Raw genomic sequence first — 17874 nt, forward strand, 5'->3', positions numbered from 1 at the left:
GGACGGCGAACGCTCGCCGCGAAGTGCAAATCCGGGAAGAAATCTACCGCAGAATGGAACGCCGTACGCAAACGTTTCTCACAATTCAATGATTCAGGGAGAAAGCCGCTGACAAGCCGATCCAGGGGTGAGTCGAACGTGTAATGATACCTTATAATTTGCGGGTATCTATAGGAAAAGGATGGCACTTTTTGCCATCGCCAGGCCTGCTTCCGAGGGCTCCTTTCAATATCGTAACTGGCTGTCGCAGCGCAGGTTTTCGAATTGAGGCTGCCCACGCTTTCTCCGGTGATTCCATGTCTTTGACCCTGACCGACGTAAAACGCATCGCGCACCTCGCGCGGCTCGAATTGCCCGACCACGAAGCCGAACCCACGCTCGCGCGTCTCAACGATTTTTTCGGCCTTGTCGAGCAGATGCAGGCCGTCGATACGACCGGCATCGAACCGCTCGCGCATCCGATCGAGCAGATCGAGGAAGTCGCGCTGCGTCTGCGTGACGACGCTGTCTCAGAGCGCGTCGAGCGCGAAGAGTTCCAGCGTTGCGCGCCTGCCGTGCAGGACGGGCTCTATCTCGTGCCGAAGGTGATCGAATAAGGCGCTTCGTGCGCCCACCAAGTGACATTGCGCGCGGATCGAATGCCCGCGCTCATCAGGGAACTGCAATGCATCAAAAAAGCTTGACCGAACTGCGCGCGGCGCTCGACTCGAAGGAAGTCTCCGCGGTCGAACTGGCGCAGTCGTATCTGCAACGCATCGAGGGCGCGAAGGCGCTGAACGCGTTCATCGGCGTCGATCCCGAGCTCACGCTCGAGCAGGCGAAAGCCGCCGACGCGCTCATCGCCCAAGGCAATGCCGGCGCGCTCACGGGCCTGCCGATCGCGCACAAGGACGCGTTCGTCACGCGCGGCTGGGCCTCGACGGCCGGCTCGCACATGCTCGAAAACTACGCGAGCCCGTTCGATGCGACCGTCGTCGATCGCCTGAAGCACGCCGGCATGGTGTGCCTCGGCAAGACCAACATGGACGAGTTCGCGATGGGCTCGTCCAACGAGAATTCGTACTTCGGCGCGGTGAAGAATCCGTGGGATCCGAAGGCGGTGCCGGGCGGCTCGTCGGGTGGCTCGGCCGCGGCCGTGGCCGCGCGTCTCGCGCCCGCCGCGACCGGCACCGACACCGGCGGCTCGATCCGCCAGCCCGCGTCGTTCACCGGCATCACGGGCATCAAGCCGACCTACGGCCGCGTGTCGCGTTACGGGATGATCGCGTTCGCATCGTCGCTGGATCAGGGCGGCCCGATGGCGCAAACCGCGCACGACTGCGCGCTGCTGCTCAACGCGATGGGCGGCTTCGACGAGCGCGACTCGACCAGCCTGCAGCGTGAGAACGAAGACTACACGCGCTATCTCGGCAAGACGTGGAACGGCGGGGACGCGGCCAAGCCGCTCGCCGGCCTGCGCATCGGCATGCCGAAGGAGTACTTCGGCGCCGGGCTAGCCGAGGACGTCCGCGCCGCCATCGACGCGGCATTGAAGCAATACGAAGCGCTCGGCGCGACGCTCGTCGAAGTGTCGCTGCCGCAGACCGAGCTCTCGATTCCCGTGTACTACATCATCGCGCCGGCGGAGGCTTCGTCGAACCTGTCGCGTTTCGACGGCGTGCGCTACGGACATCGTGCGGCGCAGTACAAGGATCTGCTCGACATGTACAAGAAGTCGCGCGCGGAAGGCTTCGGGCCGGAAGTGAAGCGCCGGATTCTCGTCGGGACGTATGTGCTGTCGCACGGGTATTACGACGCGTACTACCTGCAGGCGCAGAAGATCCGCCGCATCATCGCGCGGGACTTTCAGGAAGCGTTCAAACAGTGCGACGTCATCATGGGGCCGGTCGCGCCGTCCGTCGCGTGGAATCTGGGCGAGAAGGCCGACGATCCCGTGCAGATGTATCTCGCGGATATCTACACGCTTTCCGTGAGCCTCGCGGGTCTGCCCGGCATGAGCGTGCCGTGCGGCTTCGGCGCGGGCGCGAACGCGGATCGCCCGGTCGGTCTGCAGATCATCGGCAACTATTTCAACGAAGCCCGGATGCTCCAGGTCGCCGACGCGTTCCAGCGTGCGACCGACTGGCACCGCAAGGCACCATCGGCATCGGGAGTGTGAACATGCAGTGGGAAGTCGTCATCGGTCTGGAAACGCACGCGCAGCTTTCCACCGTCTCCAAGATTTTCTCGGGCGCGCCGACGCAATTCGGCGCGAGCCCGAACTCGCAGGCGAGTCCTGTCGATCTCGCGCTGCCCGGCGTGCTGCCCGTGATGAACAAGGGCGCCGTGGAGCGCGCGATCCGCTTCGGCCTGTCGATCGGCGCGCACATCGCACCGCGCAGCATCTTCGCGCGCAAGAACTACTTCTATCCGGATCTTCCGAAGGGCTATCAGATCAGCCAGTACGAGATTCCGGTCGTGCAGGGCGGTCAGATCACGATCCAGGTTCCGGCCAACGAGAAGGCGGGCAAGGAAGCGTATTCGAAGACCATCAACCTGACGCGCGCGCACCTCGAAGAGGACGCGGGCAAGTCGCTGCACGAAGACTTCGCGGGCATGACGGGCATCGACCTGAACCGCGCGGGCACGCCGCTGCTCGAGATCGTCACGGAGCCGGAAATGCGCAGCGCGGCGGAAGCCGTTGCGTATGCGAAGGCGCTGCATGGCCTCGTCGTGTGGCTCGGCATTTGTGACGGCAACATGCAGGAAGGCTCGTTCCGTTGCGACGCGAACGTTTCGGTGCGGCCGGTCGGCCAGAAGGAATTCGGCACGCGCGCGGAGATCAAGAACCTGAACTCGTTCCGTTTTCTCGAAGAAGCGATCCAGTACGAAGTGCGCCGTCAGATCGAGCTGATCGAAGACGGCGGCACGGTGGTCCAGGAAACGCGTCTCTACGATCCGGACAAACGCGAAACGCGTTCGATGCGCAGCAAGGAAGACGCGCACGATTACCGCTATTTCCCGGATCCGGACCTGATGCCGCTCGTGATCGAATCGTCGTGGATCGAGCGCGTGAAGGGCGAAATGCCGGAGCTTCCGGCGGACATGCACAAGCGTTTCGTCGATACCTACGGCCTCACGCCGTATGACGCGGGCGTGCTGACGTCGTCGAAAGCGATGGCGTCGTACTTCGAGGCGCTCGTGCAGAAAGCGGGTTCGGCACAAGCGAAGATCGCCGCGAACTGGATGATGGGCGACGTCTCCGCGCAACTGAACCGCGAATCGCTCGACATCAGCGAATCGCCGGTTTCGAGCGCGCAACTCGCGCTGATTCTTCAACGCATCGCCGACGGCACCATCTCCAACAAGATCGCGAAGGACATCTTCCAGACGATCTGGGACGAGAAGGCGACGGACGACGCGGCAGCGGATCGCATCATCGAGGCGAAGGGCCTGAAGCAGATTTCCGACACCGGCGCGCTCGAAGCAATCATCGACGAAGTGCTCGCGGCGAACCAGAAATCGGTCGAAGAATTCCGCGCGGGCAAGGAGAAGGCGTTCAACGCGCTGATCGGCCAGGCGATGAAGGCGACCAAAGGCAAGGCGAATCCGCAGCAGGTCAACGAACTGCTGAAGAAAAAGTTATCCTGATCGCTCCGTCCCGCACGGGATGAATGGGCTGCTGCCGGTCGAGCCCGGCAGCAGCCCGTTTTTCATTGGCGAACCAAGAACCAAAGAGACATGGCAAAGAAACCCGGACTCGACGACTTTCGCGTGCCTTTCTTCGACGCTGGCAAAAAGCTGAAGGCGTTCGACCTGAGCGCGATCGATCCGTCCGCGAAGCCGTTTTCCAGCGGCTCGAAAGATGAAGATCGCGAACGCCTCACGGCGATCGGCCTGCAACTCGACGACCTTCAGGAGAAACTCCACGCGCAGCGCCGCCAGCGCGTGCTGCTGGTGCTGCAAGGCATGGACACGAGCGGCAAGGACGGCACCGTGCGCGCGGTGTTTCACGATGTCGATCCGCTCGGCCTGCGCATCGTGCCTTTTCGCGCGCCGTCGGAGCGCGAGGCCGCGCACGACTTCCTTTGGCGCGTGCACGCGCAGGCGCCGCAGGCCGGCGAGTTCGCGATCTTCAATCGCAGCCACTATGAAGACGTGCTCGTGCCGCGCGTGCTGAAGCAGATCGACGCCGACGAATGCGAGCGGCGCTTTCGCCATATTCGCAACTTCGAGTCGCTGCTCGCGGATAGCGGCACGACCATCGTCAAATGTTTCCTGCATATCTCGAAGGATGAGCAGCGCGAGCGCCTGCAGGCGCGCATCGACGATCCGACGAAACACTGGAAGTTCGACGTCTCCGATCTCGACGCGCGCAAGGAGTGGGACGACTATCAGGCGGCGTATGCGGACCTGCTCGGCGCGACGTCGACCGACTATGCGCCGTGGTACATCATTCCGGGCAATTCGAAGACGCATCGCAACGTGATGGTCGCCGAACTGCTGTTGCGCACGCTGCAGGACATGAAACTCGAATTTCCGCCGGCGAAGGAATCGCTCAAGGGCGTGAAGGTCGAATAAAAACGAACTCAAAAAGGAAGCGTATGTTTCGCGTGATTACCGCCAATCTGAACGGCATCCGTTCGGCCGCCAAGAAAGGATTCTTCGACTGGTTCGGCGAGCAGAAATCCGACGTCGTGTGCGTGCAGGAAATCAAGTGCTCGCAAGACGACCTGACGCCGGAATTCCTCGCGCCGCACGGTTTTCAGGGCTATTTCCAGCATGCCGTGAAGAAGGGCTACAGCGGCGCGGGCCTCTATACGCGTCACGAGCCGGATGACGTGATCATCGGTTTCGGCTCGGAAGAGTTCGATCCGGAAGGGCGCTACGTGGAAGCGCGTTTCGGCAAGCTCTCGGTGGTATCGGTGTACGTGCCGTCCGGGTCGAGCGGCGACGAGCGCCAGCAGGCCAAATACCGCTTCATGGACGAGTTCATGCCGCATCTCGACGCGCTGTCGAAAGAGCGCGAAGTGATTCTGTGCGGCGATGTGAACATCGTGCACAAGGAAATCGACATCAAGAACTGGAAGAGCAACCAGAAGAACTCCGGCTGTCTGCCGGAAGAGCGCGCGTGGCTCACGAAGCTCTTCGACGACGTGGGTTATGTCGATGTATTCCGCACGCTGGATCAGCGCCCCGAGCAGTACACGTGGTGGAGCAATCGCGGCCAGGCGTATGCGAAGAACGTGGGGTGGCGTATCGACTATCAGATCGCGACGAAGGAAGTCGCCGCGACCGCGAAGAAGACGTCGATTTTCAGGGACATCAAGTTCAGCGACCATGCGCCGCTGACGATCGACTACGACTGGAAGCTCGGCAAGAAGAATTGACTAGCGCCCGCTCTTCTTGAACCGCCCCATGCCCGCGTAATTCGGCAACTGGTCGATGGTCTTGCCGAGCGCCTTTGCATAGAGCGGCATCATGTCCGGCATGCGCTTGAGCAGGTCCTGCCTGCGATCCGGGCCATACGGATGCATCCAGATGAAGCCGACATCCGCGCGCCGTGTTCCCGAATCGATCTTGTTCCACAACGTGACCGCCGCGCGCGGATCGTAGCCCGCGCGCGAGGCGATCTCGCTGCCGATCACATCGGCTTCGGTTTCATCGGCGGGGGAATAGCGCATGGTCAGTAATTCATCGCCGAAATCGGGCTGTTGCGGCGGATAGTTCGAGAAGCCGAACAACTGGGGCGGCGCGCCGGCGGAGAGTTGCGCCGCCTGCTGCCGGCCGAGCCGCTCGCGCGCATGCTCGCGCAACGCGTGCGCGATCTCATGGCCGATCATCATGCCGATCTCGTTATCGTTCAGACGCAGCTTCTCGATGAGACCGCTATACACGACGATTTTCCCGCCCGGCAGGCACACCATGCGCTCTTCGGGCGACTTGATGACGTTGATCTCCCACTTCCAGTTCTTCGCGCGATCGTTCCACTTGAGCGCGAACGGAATCTCGTGATTCGCGATCTCGCGCACGCGCTTCACGAGCGGGTTGCTATCGGGAAGCAATGTCTTTGCGCGACCCGCATCGAGTATGACTTGCGCGTATTCCTCGGCGGACTGCGCTTCGAGCGTTGCGGGCGGGATCAGGTTGCGAAAGAGCGCCGTATCGCCGAAGCGGATCTGGTTGTTCGGTGCGGTGTAGGGCGGCGGCGTCTTCTGTTCGTCCTGAGCGTGCGCGGACAAGGGCGCGAGCGACGCCGATGCCAATGCGCAAACCAAGGCGCGAAGCTTGAAAGAAACCGTCATCGTCGAGTTCTCCAGGGCGCGATCTTGGGCAACAGTAACATGCCCGGAATGGACAACGCGACGCAGATCATGAAGTACGGAAACCATCCGGTTTCATTCACGATGAAGCCGCTGCCCGCCGCGGCGAACGTGCGCGGCACCGCCGCGAGGCTCGTGAAGAGCGCGAACTGCGTCGCGGTGTAACGCGGGTCCGTCGTGCTCGCGATGTACGCGGTGAAGGTGGCGAGCGTGAGACCCGTCGCGAAGGTTTCAAAGCCGTAGAGCACGGCGAGCGCCGCGGGCGACGGCCCGATCTTCGCGAGCCAGGCGAAGCCTAACGTCGCGACGATCTGCAGCGCGCCGAAAATCCACAGCCCGCGCGCGATGCCGATCTTCACCAGCGCGATCCCGCCGAGCAATCCGCCCGCGATGCTCGCCCAGAATGCGACCGCTTTCGCGATCACGCCGATCTGCGCGAGTGAGAAACCCACGTCGATGAAGAACTTTGTGGCGAGTGCCGTCGCCATCGTGTCGCCGAGCTTGTAGAGGAAGATGAAGCTCAGCACGAGCAGCGCCGCGCGCCAGCCGTCGCGCGTGACGAACTCGTGAAACGGCTCGACGATCGCCTCGCGCAGATTCTTCGGCGGCGCGCCGTGAATCTCCGGCTCCCTGACGACGAGCGTCGTGATGAGACCCGGCAGCATGAACGCGGCGGTGATCAGAAACACGGTCTTCCACGGGAAGACCGTGGCGAGAATCAGCGACAGCGAGCCCGGCACGAGCCCCGCGACCTTGTACGCATTGACGTGAACCGCATTGCCGAGTCCTTGCTCGGTGTCGGCGAGCAATTCGCGGCGGTATGCATCGATGACGATATCCTGACTCGCGCTGAAGAACGCGACGAGCGCGGCAACCGACGCGACGGCCCATAGACTTCGTTCAGGTGAGAAGAATCCGAACGAGCCGATCGCCACCATCACGAGCACTTGCGTGACGAACATCCAGCCGCGCCGTCTGCCGGGACTCCAGCCCGGAAAGCGCGGGATGTAACGGTCCATCAGCGGCGACCAGACGAACTTCCACGTGTATGGCAGTCCGATCAGCGCGAACAGGCCGATCTCCTTGACGTTGATGTGCGCGGTCGTCAGCCACGCCTGCAGCAGGCTGTAGAGCGTGAAGAGCGGCAATCCGGACGTGAAGCCGAGAAAGACGCAAATGAGGATGCGCTTGTTGAGAAACGTGCGCCATCCGGGATGTTCTTCGTGAGCAGTTAGAGCGGGCGCCTCGTGTGGCGTATCGGGCATGTCGTATAGCGGGCAGTTGTCGATGCGCGACGGCGCCGGTCATCGTTACCGGCGCTTCACGCGATAGACCGCAAGACTACCACGCCAGTTCGCGCCCCAACGGACCGGCTGGCCGTCGTGCAGCACCACGCGGTCGAGAATTTCGATGCCCACCTCCGGCGCGAGCGCCTCGAAGTCCTTGATCGTGAGCACACGCACGTTCGGCGTGTTGTGCCACTGATAGGGCAGCGACTTCGACACGGGCATGCGCCCCTGAATCACCGACAGCCGATGTTGCCAGTATCCGAAATTCGGAAACGACACGATGCACTGGCGCCCGACGCGCACCGTCTCGCGCAGGATCGCGGCGGTCTGATGAATCGTCTGCAGCGTCTGCGAAAGGACCGCGAAATCGAAGCTGTCGTCCTCGAAGAGACGCAAACCGTCTTCGAGATTCTGCTGAATCACGTTCACGCCTTTTTGCGCGCACGCGAGCACGCCGGCATCGTTGATCTCGATGCCGTAGCCCTTCACTTCGAGTTCTTCGCCGAGCAGCGATAGCAGCGACCCGTCGCCGCAGCCGAGATCGAGCACCGTCGAGCGCGGTTCGACCCAGCGGGCGATCGCCCGAAAATCGGAGCGCAGCGCGAGCGAATCGAGGGTGTGCTGGTTCATGCGCCGATCTCCGTGGCAATGCGTTCGTAATAGGCGCGCATCAGGTTGTGATAACGCGCGTCGTCGAGCAGGAAGGCGTCGTGGCCGTGCGGCGCATCGATTTCCGCGTAGCTCACGGTGCGCTTGTTGTCGAGCAGCGCTTTCACGATTTCGCGTGAGCGCGCGGGCGCGAAACGCCAGTCCGTCGTGAAGCTGGTAATGAGATATTTCGCGCTGGTATTGCCGAGCGCTTTCGTGAGATCGCCGTCGAAGGCTTTGGCGGGATCGAAATAATCGAGCGCGCGCGTGATCAGCAGATACGTGTTCGCGTCGAAGTATTCGGCGAACTTGTCGGCCTGATAGCGCAGATACGACTCGACTTCGAATTCGACATCGAAGTTGAAGTTGTACGCATCGAGCGCGCCCTCGGCACGGCGCAGCGCGCGGCCGAATTTCACGGCCATGTCGTCGTCCGACAGATACGTGATGTGGCCGATCATGCGCGCGACGCGCAAGCCGCGACGCGGCTTCACGCCGTGCGCGTAATAGTCGCCGCCGTGGAAATCGGGATCGGAGAGAATCGCGGAACGCGCGGTTTCATTGAACGCGATGTTCTGCGCGGAAAGCTTCGGCGTCGATGCCACGACGATGCAATGCGCGAGCCGCTCCGGATACATCATGCTCCACGCGAGCGCCTGCATGCCGCCGAGGCTGCCGCCCATCACGGCCGCGAAGCGCTCGATGCCGAAGCGGTCCGCGAGACGCGCCTGCGCGTTCACCCAGTCTTCCACCGTGACGACGGGAAAGCTCGCGCCGTACGGCTTTGCCGTCGTGCGATCGATGCTCATCGGTCCAGTGGAACCGAAGCACGAGCCGAGATTGTTCACGCCGATCACGAAGAAGCGGTTCGTGTCGAGCGGCTTGCCGGGACCGACCATGTTGTCCCACCAGCCGACGTCCTTCGGATTATCCGCGTGGATGCCCGCGACATGATGCGACGCGTTCAACGCGTGGCACACGAGCACGGCATTCGAGCGCGCGGCGTTGAGCTCGCCGTACGTTTCGACGACGAGTTCGTAGTCGCCCAGCATCGAGCCGTTCTGCATCTTGAGCGGCTCGGTGAAGCGCAGTGTTTGGGGCGTGACGATGCCGATCGATTCCATTCATTCCGCCTTTGAACAAGCGGCTAAACGGTGTCGGCGAAGCGCGGAAAAAAGTGATGGCGCGGCTGACGACCTCTTTAGCCGCATTTATAGTGAACGCCCGTGAATCATCACTGAGGTTCGCGCGCCCGCAATCGAGTCAGCAAATCGGCGCGTCGTTGATGTTCGAGAAAATCTCGTTAGCGATGGAGTATAGCGGAAATCGTCATTAAGCCGCCATTTGCTCCGTCTTGGATGGGGCCCGCGTTTCCGTCTATATTGTCTAATCGTCTCGTCTTGCCAGGAAACGGAAATGAAACCGAGCCGGGTCAGACCGCTGAGTCACCTGAAGAGCCGCGCGGCCGAGTTGATCCGCAATATCGTCGAGAGCCGCGAGCCGATGCTCATCACGCAGAACGGCGAGGGCAGGGTGGTCGTGCAGGACGTGCAGTCATACGAGGATCTGCATCAGACGCTTGCCTTGCTGAAGATTCTGGCGATGGGGCAGAAGACCATTGAAGCCGGCCAGTGCATGAGCGCGGGCGATGTGTTCGCCGAGATCGAGCGCCTCGACCGCGAAGAAGGCGTCAAGTGAAGACCGTCTTCCTCGATCCCGTGCGCCAGGATTTGCAGGACTTCCGGCGCTACGTCATCAACAAGTTCGGCGGCACCGCGTGGTCCGCAACGCGCAACAAGATCGCCGATACCATCGTCGAAATCGAAGCCGCGCCGCGCAACGGCTCGACGCCGCCGGAGCTCGTCGACTTTCGCATGTCGGGGTACTACGAAGTCGCGAGCGGCACGAACCGCATCATCTACAAGGTCGATGGCGACACCATCTACGTGCATCTCGTCGTCGACGCGCGCTCGGACCTCGAAGACATTCTCGCGCGGCGGCTGTTTCGGATGTAGCTGCAATGGACGCGATCGGATCAGAGCGCGCGGCCGCGCATGCCGAGGGTGAGCGCGCGCAACGACCGCACCGTGCGATCCACATAATGCGGCCTGCCCGCGCCCGGCAGGCGTACTGACATTCCGCCGCTCGACGTCTTCGCAACCGGCAGATGCCCGACGATCCACACCGTGCGAATGCCCAGCCGCCGATAGCGCTTCAGATGCCCGCGCGTATCCTCGACGAGAATCGCGTCTTCGAGACGCACGTGCGCGCGGCGCATCGCACGGCGCAGCATCGGCGCGTCAGGCTTCGCGCGCCAGTGCTGACCTTCGCGCATGTCCTCGATCGCGATCACGCGCTCGAACAGCTTCGCGATGCCGAGTTCCGCCAGCACGGTGCGCGCGTAGAGCGTCGGTGCGTTGGTAAGCACGATCTTGCGTCCGGGCAGCGCACGCAGTATCCGCGTGAGGCCGCGCTCGGCGCGCAGCATCGACGGCAGATCGGGGAAGGTGTGAACCTCGCGCAGGAAATCGGCCGGATCGACGTCGTGATGCCTGACGAGCCCGAGCAGCGTCGCGCCGTAACGCACCGTATAACCGACGCGCAGGCGGTTCGCCTCGTCGACGTCGACGTTCAGGCGATCCATGATGTATTGCGTCATCCCACGATTGATCGCCGGGAAAATTTCATGCGATGCGTGATGCAGCGTGTTGTCGAGATCGAAGAGCCAGACGGGACCACGCGTTTTCACGCGGCGTCGGCGGGACGGGCGATGCGGACTCATATCAGCGTTGCACCAAAAGAAACGCCCGCGCATTGGCGGGCGTGGAAAGCGAAATGACGATGCTCAATGCGAGCGGATCATCGTGCCGAATGGCTGCTCGGTCAGAATTTCGAGCAGCACCGAATGCTCGATGCGGCCATCGATGATGTGCACCGAGCGCACGCCGCTCTTCGCCGCATCCAGCGCGGAAGAAATTTTCGGCAACATGCCGCCGGAGATGGTGCCGTCCGCGAAGAGGGCGTCGATCTCGCGCGCGGACAGGTCGGTCAGCAGATTGCCTTCCTTGTCCATCACGCCGGGAATGTTCGTCATCATGACGAGCTTTTCCGCATTCAGCACGACGGCGAGCTTGCCCGCGACGAGATCCGCGTTGATGTTGTACGAGAGGCCGTCCTCGCCGAAGCCGATGGGCGAAATGACCGGAATGAACGCGTCGTCCTGCAGCGCCTTCACGACCGCCGGGTTGATCGCCTCGACTTCGCCGACCTGGCCGATGTCGATGAACTGGCCCGGATTATCGCGGTCCGGCATCAGCAGCTTGCGCGCGTGGATCAGGCCGCCGTCCTTGCCCGTCAGACCGACCGCCTGTCCGCCGAAGTGGTTGATCAGCGTGACGATGTCCTGTTGCACCTCGCCGCCGAGCACCCATTCGACGACTTCCATGGTTTCTTCGTCGGTGACGCGCATGCCCTGGATGAAGGTGCCTTGCTTGCCGATCTTTTTCAGCGCCTGGTCGATCTGCGGGCCGCCGCCGTGCACGATCACCGGATTGATGCCGACGAGCTTCAGCAAAATGACGTCGCGCGCGAAGCCTTGCTTCAGGCGCTCTTCGGTCATGGCATTGCCGCCGTATTTGATCACGACCGTCTTGCCGTGATACTGACGGATATAGGGCAGCGCCTCGGCCAGAATTTCAGCCTTCAGGGTAGGCGCGATTTGCGTGAGGTCGGGTTGCTCGGACATGGCGGCAGATGAGGCGAGGAGCGTTTAAACACGCCGAATTGTACAGGACCGACGCATTGCGGCAGGACGAATTGCCGCGCCGGCGCGACGTTTTCCGGCGGACGGGCCGACGTGCGATCATCGTTCGAACGGATTGATGACAAGATGATGAACGAATCCCCTGAAACGAACGGGCGGCCAGCGCCGGGCGCGCTGGTTTGCGCCCGCTGCGGCGCGTCGTTTCGCTGCGGCATGCGCGCGGGCGATCCGGCCTGCTGGTGCGCGTCGCTCGCCGCGTTGCCGCTCGACTGTCTGCGGCCGGGCATGAGCTGCCTGTGTCCGGCGTGTCTCGCGGCGCAAGTCGATCGTGCCGCACCGCTGGACTAGCAGATCGAGCGCCGTGGCTGCCTCCCGCGGCAAGGTGCGACAAATCGCGCCAGATGCGGCTGCGGGCCCGACGCAAGCGGGATAATGTCGCGGGAAGCGTAACCACGTTGTCAAGCACTCAAGCAGATGCATCGCATAACCAATACCGGCCGCGTCAATCTCGGACACCTCTTCTGGCTTCGCTCGCTCGCGATCATCGGCCAGCTGACGACCATCGCCGTCGTGCAGATCTTCTTCGGCGCGAAGCTCCCGCTGCCCGCGATGCTGCTCGTCGTCGCGCTGGAGATGATCTTCAACGGCCTCACGTGGCTGCGCGTCGCGCGGGCGCGGCCGGAGACGAATCTCGAACTGTTCGGCCAGATGCTGGTTGACCTCGGCGCGCTCTCGGCGCTCCTGTTTCTCTCCGGCGGCGCGACCAATCCGTTCGTCACGCTTTATCTGCCATCGCTCGCGATAGCCGCCGCCGTGCTGCCGTGGACAATGATGGCTTGCCTCGCGCTCTTCGCCGTCGCCTGTTACGCGCTGCTCAGCTACAACTACGTGCCGCTCAACATCGAGAATCCGGCCAATCTCTTCGATTATTTCCGCACCGGCCTGTGGGTCAACTTCATGGTGAGCGTCGGGCTGATCGGCTGGTTCGTCGCGCGCATGTCGCGGGCGCTGCGCGTGCGCGACGCCGCGCTCGCCGAAGCCCAGCAACGTCATCTTCGCGATGAGCGCGCGGTCGCGCTCGGCGTGCAGGCCGCGACCGTGGCGCACGAAATGGGCACGCCGCTTTCGACCATCGCGATGCTGGCCGAGGAACTGCGCGACTCCGCCGCGCACGACAGGAACCTCGCACCCTACGCGGCGGATTTCGAACTGCTCGAGCAGCAGATGGCGCTCTGCACGTCCGCGCTCGCACGCCTGCGCAGCCGCGCGACGGGGCCGTCGAGCCGCCAGGGGCTGGACGAATGGCTATCGAGCTTCATCGAGCAATGGCGTTTGCGGCATCCGCAGGTGAAATTCGCGCAGATCGGCCGGACCCCCGTGGATGCGTCTATCGACGACGCGGTAGCCGTCGGCCAGATCCTCACGATCCTGCTCGATAACGCCGCGCGCGCGAGCAGCGAATCGGTGACGCTGCAGACGTCGGTCGAAACGGTAGACGACATGGACTACGTGCGCTTCGACGTGTGCGATCGCGGCCCGGGCATTCCGCCCGCGCTGCGCGGCACGCTCGGCGCGGGCCCGGTCGACAGTACCCAGGGCGGGCACGGCGTCGGGCTTTATCTGGCGTTCGCGGCGGCGGCGCGGCTCTCTGGATCGATCGAACTGATCGACGGCAAGCCGCGCGGCACGTGCGCGGTGTTGCGCCTGCCCAATCGCGGCGCGGTCGCGGCGCCGGCGCAGGCGGCAGGAACTGAACGAAGCGGCGCGGCCTGAACTCGAACCCAGGCGCGCCCGAGGGGCATTACGGAGAAAAATATGAGCGATACCAACTTTCTGATCATCGACGACGACGAAGTCTTTTCCGGCATTCTCGCCCGCGGCCTCACGCGGCGTGGTTTCACGCCGCATCAGGCCCACGACGCCGACGAAGCGCTGAAGCTCGCCAACCAGCACAAGTTCGGGCAGATCACGGTCGATCTCCATCTGGGCAGCGATTCCGGGCTGCGGCTCGTCGCGCCGCTGCGCGATCTGCAGCCGGATGCGCGCATTCTCGTGCTGACCGGCTACGCGAGCATCGCGACGGCCGTGCAGGCGGTGAAGGACGGCGCGGACAACTATCTCGCCAAGCCGGCGAACGTCGAGTCAATTCTTTCCGCGCTCCACGAGCAGGCGAGCGAGCAGACGGCCGAGGAAGCGATCGAGAACCCGACGCTGCTTTCCGTCGCGCGGCTCGAATGGGAGCATATCCAGCGCGCCCTCGCCGAGAACAACGGCAATATTTCGGCGACGGCACGCGCGCTCAACATGCATCGACGCACGCTGCAACGCAAGCTGGCGAAGAAGCCGGTGCGGCAATAAGCGAGACGACGCCCGGGCAAAACTCGGGCGGCAATTGAATATCGGCCGGAAATGGCGATGCGCGATGCGTTCAGACACGCATCGCGATAAAAGCGACCGCGCAAAAAAAAGAACCGCCCAAGCCCGGTGCCAAGGGCGGTAATCGGAGAGTTGCAACGACATGCATGTACATGGAACACGCATGCAGAAAGTGTACGTTGCGGCGCTGTACCCTTGAATAAGATAACTCCGAATTAAGAATTCGCTTAATTTGTCTGCTTTTACGCAGCAAATAGCGAATTTCTTTCAATCACCCTTCTTCGGGGTCTTCGTCGATGTTTCCGGCGCTCATTCTCAGGCCGTTATCCCCTTCATACGCGCTCAAGAAAATCGAAACGAGCGCCGTAAAGCCACTCTGTGCGCAAACCGGGATTTGCGCCGCGCCGTCCGCGGGCGTCGTCCGCGGGGCGTGACAGAGGAGACATCGATGAAATGGTTTGACCGCCTGTCCGTGCTCAGCAAGCTCTTGCTGTCTTTCGCGGTCGTGATCCTGTTCTGCGCATGCGTGGGCGTCACCGGCGTGGTTTCGCTCGCAAAGATGAACGGCCTGATCGAGGAAATCGGCGAGCGTCACATGGACGGCCTCTATTGGGTCGAGGAAGTCAACAAGCACAAGCTCAACACGGATCTCGCCGCCGCCAACCTCACGTTCGCCGACGATGCCGGCAAGGCAAAGCTGAAGGAAGGCATGTCGGCTTCGCTCGACAGCATGCACCGCGCGTTCGAACTCATGCGCCCGACGATGCACTCCGCCGACGGCATCGCGCTCTACGACGCGGCGAGCAAGTCCGTCGCCGCGTGGGAAGACATCGTCCTGATGCAGATGGGCAAAAAGCCGATGCCGATCGACGTCGACCAGATGGGCCTCATCGCGCGCGCGATCGCGGCGAGCGAGAAGGCGCGCGCTTCGCTGGAGCGTCTCGCCGACTTCAAGCGCAAGCGCGCGACCGACGCGCGCCGCGACGCGGCATCGGAATACGCAACGATGCGCGTCGTCATGCTCGCGCTCGTGTTCGGCGCGATGGTCGCGGGGGCGCTGCTCGCGGTGCTGATCGGACGGCGTCTTTCCGCGCAGCTCGGCGGCGAGCCGGCATACGCGGCGGATATCGCCGACCGCATCGCGCGCGGCGACCTGACCACGCGCGTCGCCACGCGCCCCGGCGACGACACCAGCATGCTCGCGAGCCTCGGCAACATGAGCACGAAGCTCGCGGATATCGTGGGCGAGATTCGCCATTCGAGCGATTCGATCCTGTACGCATCGCGCGAGATCGCGCAGGGCAACACCGATCTGTCGCAGCGCACCGAGGAGCAGGCGGCTTCGCTGGAGGAAACCGCGTCGAGCATGGAACAGCTCACGCAGACCGTGCGCCAGAACGCGAGCAACGCGGACGCGGCGAGCGGCATCGCGCGCGGCGCGTCGGACGTGTCCGCGCGGGGCAGCGAGCTCGTCGGCGAGGTCGTCGATAACATGCGCGAACTGGCGTCGGGCTCCAAGCGGATGACGGACATCATCGCGGTGATCGAGGGCATCGCCTTCCAGACGAATATCCTCGCGCTGAACGCCGCGGTGGAAGCGGCGCGCGCCGGCGAGGAAGGGCGCGGCTTCGCGGTGGTCGCGGGCGAAGTGCGCTCGCTCGCGCAGCGCAGCGCGACGTCGGCGAAGGAAATCAAGGAGCTGATCGAGGCGTCGACGGCGCGCGTGGACAGCGGCGCGGCGCTGGCCGAGCGCGCCGGCGCGACGATGGCCGAAGTCACGCAGGCCGTGCAGCGCGTGACGGACATCATGGCGCAGATTTCGTCGGCCTCGCACGAGCAGAGCGCGGGCATCGAGCAGGTGAACCGCGCCGTCGCGCAGATGGATGAGGTGACGCAGCAAAACGCGGCGCTCGTCGAGCAGGCCGCCGCCGCCGCGGGCGCGATGGCCGATCAGGCGGAGCAACTGAAGAGCGCGGTCGCGGTTTTCGAACTGGAGCGCGGCGCCTGACCCGCGAAACGAGCGCGGCACGTCGCGGGCAAGCGACGGCCAAACGGTCGTAATATCGGCTCGCTTGCCACCCGAGAGCCCGCTCCGTACACTCGCGCCTGTTTTTCAAGACCAAGCGCGCCGCACGGACGGCGCCTCACCGCCGAGAAGGAGCCCCGCCGATGTCCGATTCCTATTTCCCGCGCTGGCCGCTCCAGCCGGATGCTCAGGAGGGGCGCATCGTCGCGCCCGACGAGCGCCTCGCCTGGCCGCAGATGATCGCGATGGGCATTCAGCACGTCGTCGCGATGTTCGGCTCGACCGTGCTCGCGCCGCTCCTGATGGGCTTCGATCCCAATCTGTGCATCTTCATGTCGGGCATCGGCACGCTGCTGTTCTTCGTGCTGGTCGGCGGTCGCGTGCCGAGTTATCTAGGTTCGAGCTTCGCGTTCATCGGGCTGGTGATCGCGGTGACGGGCTACGGCGGTCACGGCCCGAACATGAACATTCCGGTCGCGCTCGGCGGGATCATCGCGTGCGGCGTGGCTTACACGATCATCGGTCTGATTGTCGCGGCGATCGGCACGAAGTGGATCGAAACGCTGATGCCGCCGGTCGTCACGGGCGCGATCGTCTGCGTGATCGGGCTGAATCTCGCGCCGATCGCCGTGAAAGGCGTGATGGGCAGCAGCTTCGAATCGTGGATGGCGCTCGTCACCGTGCTGTGCGTGGGCGGCGTCGCGGTGTTCGCGCGCGGCATGGCGCAGCGCCTGCTGATCCTGATCGGCCTGGCGATCGCATACCTCATCTATGCCGTGCTGACCAACGGCATGAGCATGGGCAAGCCGATCGACTTTTCGATCGTCGCGAACGCCGCGTGGTTCGGCATGCCGCACTTCACGGCGCCCGTGTTCGAAGCCCCGGCGATGACGCTGATCGCGCCGGTTGCGATCATCCTCGTCGCGGAGAACCTCGGGCACATCAAGGCTGTCGGCGCGATGACGGGCAAGAGCCTCGACAAGTACATCGGTCGCGCGTTCATCGGCGACGGGCTGGCGACGATCGCCTCCGGTTTCGCCGGCGGCACCGGCGTGACGACTTACGCGGAGAATATCGGCGTGATGGCCGTCACGAAGATTTATTCGACGCTCGTGTTCGTGATTGCGGCGCTGTTCGCCATCGTGCTCGGGTTCTCGCCGAAGTTCGGCGCGCTGATTGCGACGATTCCGGGACCGGTTCTGGGCGGCGTGTCCATTGTCGTGTTCGGGTTGATCGCGGTGACCGGCGCGCGCATCTGGGTCGTCAACAAGGTCAATTTCTCGGATAACCGCAATCTGATCGTCGCGGCTGTCACGCTCGTGCTCGGCACGGGGGACTTCACGCTGAAGCTCGGCGGGTTCGCGCTTGGCGGCATCGGGACGGCGACCTTCGGTGCGATTATTTTCTATGCGCTGTTGCGGCGGCGCGGCTCGGGCGTGGTTTGATTTCTTTTTCCCTGGGTTAATCGGG

18 protein-coding genes are annotated in these 17874 nt (G+C 63.4%); 12 read left to right on the forward strand and 6 right to left on the reverse strand.

Translation table 11 applies throughout. The features are described from left to right. Nucleotides 1-296 precede the first annotated feature (296 nt). The 5 genes from gatC (at nt 297) to NCR38_RS00325 (ending at nt 5369) form a co-directional block, all read left to right on the forward strand. The gene (gatC, locus tag NCR38_RS00305) at nt 297-596 is read left to right on the forward strand and encodes an Asp-tRNA(Asn)/Glu-tRNA(Gln) amidotransferase subunit GatC (protein ID WP_061116735.1); all 300 of its coding nucleotides are present in this window, start codon (nt 297-299) and stop codon (nt 594-596) included. A gap of 68 nt (nt 597-664) precedes the next feature. Continuing rightward, the gene (gatA, locus tag NCR38_RS00310; RefSeq protein WP_250476140.1) at nt 665-2158 is read left to right on the forward strand and encodes an Asp-tRNA(Asn)/Glu-tRNA(Gln) amidotransferase subunit GatA; all 1494 of its coding nucleotides are present in this window, start codon (nt 665-667) and stop codon (nt 2156-2158) included. Nucleotides 2159-2160: 2 nt separating this feature from the next. Beyond that, nucleotides 2161-3630: an Asp-tRNA(Asn)/Glu-tRNA(Gln) amidotransferase subunit GatB gene (gene gatB, locus NCR38_RS00315; RefSeq protein WP_250476141.1), complete on the forward strand. Its 1470-nt coding sequence runs from the start codon at nt 2161-2163 to the stop codon at nt 3628-3630. Nucleotides 3631-3720: 90 nt separating this feature from the next. Next, the gene (locus NCR38_RS00320) at nt 3721-4560 is read left to right on the forward strand and encodes a polyphosphate kinase 2 family protein (RefSeq protein ID WP_250476142.1); all 840 of its coding nucleotides are present in this window, start codon (nt 3721-3723) and stop codon (nt 4558-4560) included. Nucleotides 4561-4583: 23 nt separating this feature from the next. Continuing rightward, on the forward strand, nt 4584-5369 hold the full coding sequence (locus NCR38_RS00325; protein WP_250476143.1) for an exodeoxyribonuclease III: 786 nt from the start codon (nt 4584-4586) through the stop codon (nt 5367-5369). Here the strand turns inward: NCR38_RS00325 and NCR38_RS00330 are convergent, their stop codons facing one another. Genes NCR38_RS00330 through NCR38_RS00345 form a run of 4 tightly spaced genes read right to left on the reverse strand, consistent with a single transcriptional unit; the run spans nt 5370 to nt 9363 of the window. Next, a complete protein-coding gene (locus NCR38_RS00330; protein ID WP_250476144.1) occupies nt 5370-6284 on the reverse strand; it encodes a M48 family metallopeptidase in 915 nt (304 codons plus the stop codon). Next, nucleotides 6281-7567 carry an AmpG family muropeptide MFS transporter gene (locus NCR38_RS00335; RefSeq protein ID WP_250476145.1) on the reverse strand — a complete coding sequence of 429 codons (1287 nt, stop codon included), beginning with the start codon at nt 7565-7567 and terminating at the stop codon, nt 6281-6283. The genes NCR38_RS00330 and NCR38_RS00335 overlap by 4 nt, the downstream gene beginning before the upstream one ends. A 45-nt stretch (nt 7568-7612) precedes the next feature. Then, nucleotides 7613-8221 carry a methionine biosynthesis protein MetW gene (gene metW, locus NCR38_RS00340; protein WP_061116742.1) on the reverse strand — a complete coding sequence of 203 codons (609 nt, stop codon included), beginning with the start codon at nt 8219-8221 and terminating at the stop codon, nt 7613-7615. Beyond that, on the reverse strand, nt 8218-9363 hold the full coding sequence (locus NCR38_RS00345; protein WP_061116743.1) for a homoserine O-acetyltransferase: 1146 nt from the start codon (nt 9361-9363) through the stop codon (nt 8218-8220). Before NCR38_RS00345 ends, metW begins: the two co-directional genes overlap by 4 nt. A 292-nt stretch (nt 9364-9655) precedes the next feature. Between NCR38_RS00345 and NCR38_RS00350 the strand changes: the two genes are divergently transcribed. Both NCR38_RS00350 and NCR38_RS00355 read left to right on the forward strand, forming a co-directional pair. After that, nucleotides 9656-9937, forward strand: a complete 282-nt coding sequence (locus NCR38_RS00350; protein WP_061116744.1) for a type II toxin-antitoxin system Phd/YefM family antitoxin — start codon at nt 9656-9658, stop codon at nt 9935-9937. Then, entirely contained in the window at nt 9934-10254 is a 321-nt protein-coding gene (locus tag NCR38_RS00355; RefSeq protein WP_250476146.1) for a type II toxin-antitoxin system RelE/ParE family toxin, read from the forward strand. The genes NCR38_RS00350 and NCR38_RS00355 overlap by 4 nt, the downstream gene beginning before the upstream one ends. A gap of 20 nt (nt 10255-10274) precedes the next feature. Here the strand turns inward: NCR38_RS00355 and NCR38_RS00360 are convergent, their stop codons facing one another. Beyond that, complete coding sequence (locus NCR38_RS00360; RefSeq protein ID WP_061116930.1) at nt 10275-11021, reverse strand: pyrimidine 5'-nucleotidase; 747 nt, start codon at nt 11019-11021, stop codon at nt 10275-10277. A gap of 63 nt (nt 11022-11084) precedes the next feature. Beyond that, complete coding sequence (argB, locus tag NCR38_RS00365) at nt 11085-11984, reverse strand: acetylglutamate kinase (protein WP_061116746.1); 900 nt, start codon at nt 11982-11984, stop codon at nt 11085-11087. A 144-nt stretch (nt 11985-12128) separates the two neighbouring features. Between argB and NCR38_RS00370 the strand changes: the two genes are divergently transcribed. The 5 genes from NCR38_RS00370 (at nt 12129) to NCR38_RS00390 (ending at nt 17849) form a co-directional block, all read left to right on the forward strand. Continuing rightward, nucleotides 12129-12350: a cysteine-rich CWC family protein gene (locus tag NCR38_RS00370; RefSeq protein WP_250476147.1), complete on the forward strand. Its 222-nt coding sequence runs from the start codon at nt 12129-12131 to the stop codon at nt 12348-12350. Nucleotides 12351-12476: 126 nt separating this feature from the next. Beyond that, on the forward strand, nt 12477-13775 hold the full coding sequence (locus NCR38_RS00375; protein WP_250476148.1) for an ATP-binding protein: 1299 nt from the start codon (nt 12477-12479) through the stop codon (nt 13773-13775). 42 nt (nt 13776-13817) lie between these two features. After that, nucleotides 13818-14360, forward strand: a complete 543-nt coding sequence (locus NCR38_RS00380; RefSeq protein WP_061116749.1) for a response regulator transcription factor — start codon at nt 13818-13820, stop codon at nt 14358-14360. A gap of 466 nt (nt 14361-14826) precedes the next feature. Continuing rightward, entirely contained in the window at nt 14827-16386 is a 1560-nt protein-coding gene (locus NCR38_RS00385) for a methyl-accepting chemotaxis protein (protein WP_250476149.1), read from the forward strand. A 161-nt stretch (nt 16387-16547) separates the two neighbouring features. Beyond that, on the forward strand, nt 16548-17849 hold the full coding sequence (locus tag NCR38_RS00390) for a solute carrier family 23 protein (RefSeq protein ID WP_250476150.1): 1302 nt from the start codon (nt 16548-16550) through the stop codon (nt 17847-17849). The last annotated feature ends 25 nt before the right edge of the window (nt 17850-17874 follow it).

Source organism: Caballeronia sp. INML1 (assembly GCF_023631085.1).
GTDB lineage: Bacteria > Pseudomonadota > Gammaproteobacteria > Burkholderiales > Burkholderiaceae > Caballeronia > Caballeronia turbans.

Bases quoted from the DNA above. Each gene is read 5' to 3' on its own strand.
- gatC (WP_061116735.1), top strand. From the start codon at position 297: ATGTCTTTGACCCTGACCGACGTAAAACGCATCGCGCACCTCGCGCGG.
- gatA (WP_250476140.1), top strand. From the start codon at position 665: ATGCATCAAAAAAGCTTGACCGAACTGCGCGCGGCGCTCGACTCGAAG.
- gatB (WP_250476141.1), top strand. From the start codon at position 2,161: ATGCAGTGGGAAGTCGTCATCGGTCTGGAAACGCACGCGCAGCTTTCC.
- NCR38_RS00320 (WP_250476142.1), top strand. From the start codon at position 3,721: ATGGCAAAGAAACCCGGACTCGACGACTTTCGCGTGCCTTTCTTCGAC.
- NCR38_RS00325 (WP_250476143.1), top strand. From the start codon at position 4,584: ATGTTTCGCGTGATTACCGCCAATCTGAACGGCATCCGTTCGGCCGCC.
- NCR38_RS00330 (WP_250476144.1), bottom strand. From the start codon at position 6,284: ATGACGGTTTCTTTCAAGCTTCGCGCCTTGGTTTGCGCATTGGCATCG.
- NCR38_RS00335 (WP_250476145.1), bottom strand. From the start codon at position 7,567: ATGCCCGATACGCCACACGAGGCGCCCGCTCTAACTGCTCACGAAGAA.
- metW (WP_061116742.1), bottom strand. From the start codon at position 8,221: ATGAACCAGCACACCCTCGATTCGCTCGCGCTGCGCTCCGATTTTCGG.
- NCR38_RS00345 (WP_061116743.1), bottom strand. From the start codon at position 9,363: ATGGAATCGATCGGCATCGTCACGCCCCAAACACTGCGCTTCACCGAG.
- NCR38_RS00350 (WP_061116744.1), top strand. From the start codon at position 9,656: ATGAAACCGAGCCGGGTCAGACCGCTGAGTCACCTGAAGAGCCGCGCG.
- NCR38_RS00360 (WP_061116930.1), bottom strand. From the start codon at position 11,021: ATGAGTCCGCATCGCCCGTCCCGCCGACGCCGCGTGAAAACGCGTGGT.
- argB (WP_061116746.1), bottom strand. From the start codon at position 11,984: ATGTCCGAGCAACCCGACCTCACGCAAATCGCGCCTACCCTGAAGGCT.
- NCR38_RS00370 (WP_250476147.1), top strand. From the start codon at position 12,129: ATGATGAACGAATCCCCTGAAACGAACGGGCGGCCAGCGCCGGGCGCG.
- NCR38_RS00375 (WP_250476148.1), top strand. From the start codon at position 12,477: ATGCATCGCATAACCAATACCGGCCGCGTCAATCTCGGACACCTCTTC.
- NCR38_RS00380 (WP_061116749.1), top strand. From the start codon at position 13,818: ATGAGCGATACCAACTTTCTGATCATCGACGACGACGAAGTCTTTTCC.
- NCR38_RS00385 (WP_250476149.1), top strand. From the start codon at position 14,827: ATGAAATGGTTTGACCGCCTGTCCGTGCTCAGCAAGCTCTTGCTGTCT.
- NCR38_RS00390 (WP_250476150.1), top strand. From the start codon at position 16,548: ATGTCCGATTCCTATTTCCCGCGCTGGCCGCTCCAGCCGGATGCTCAG.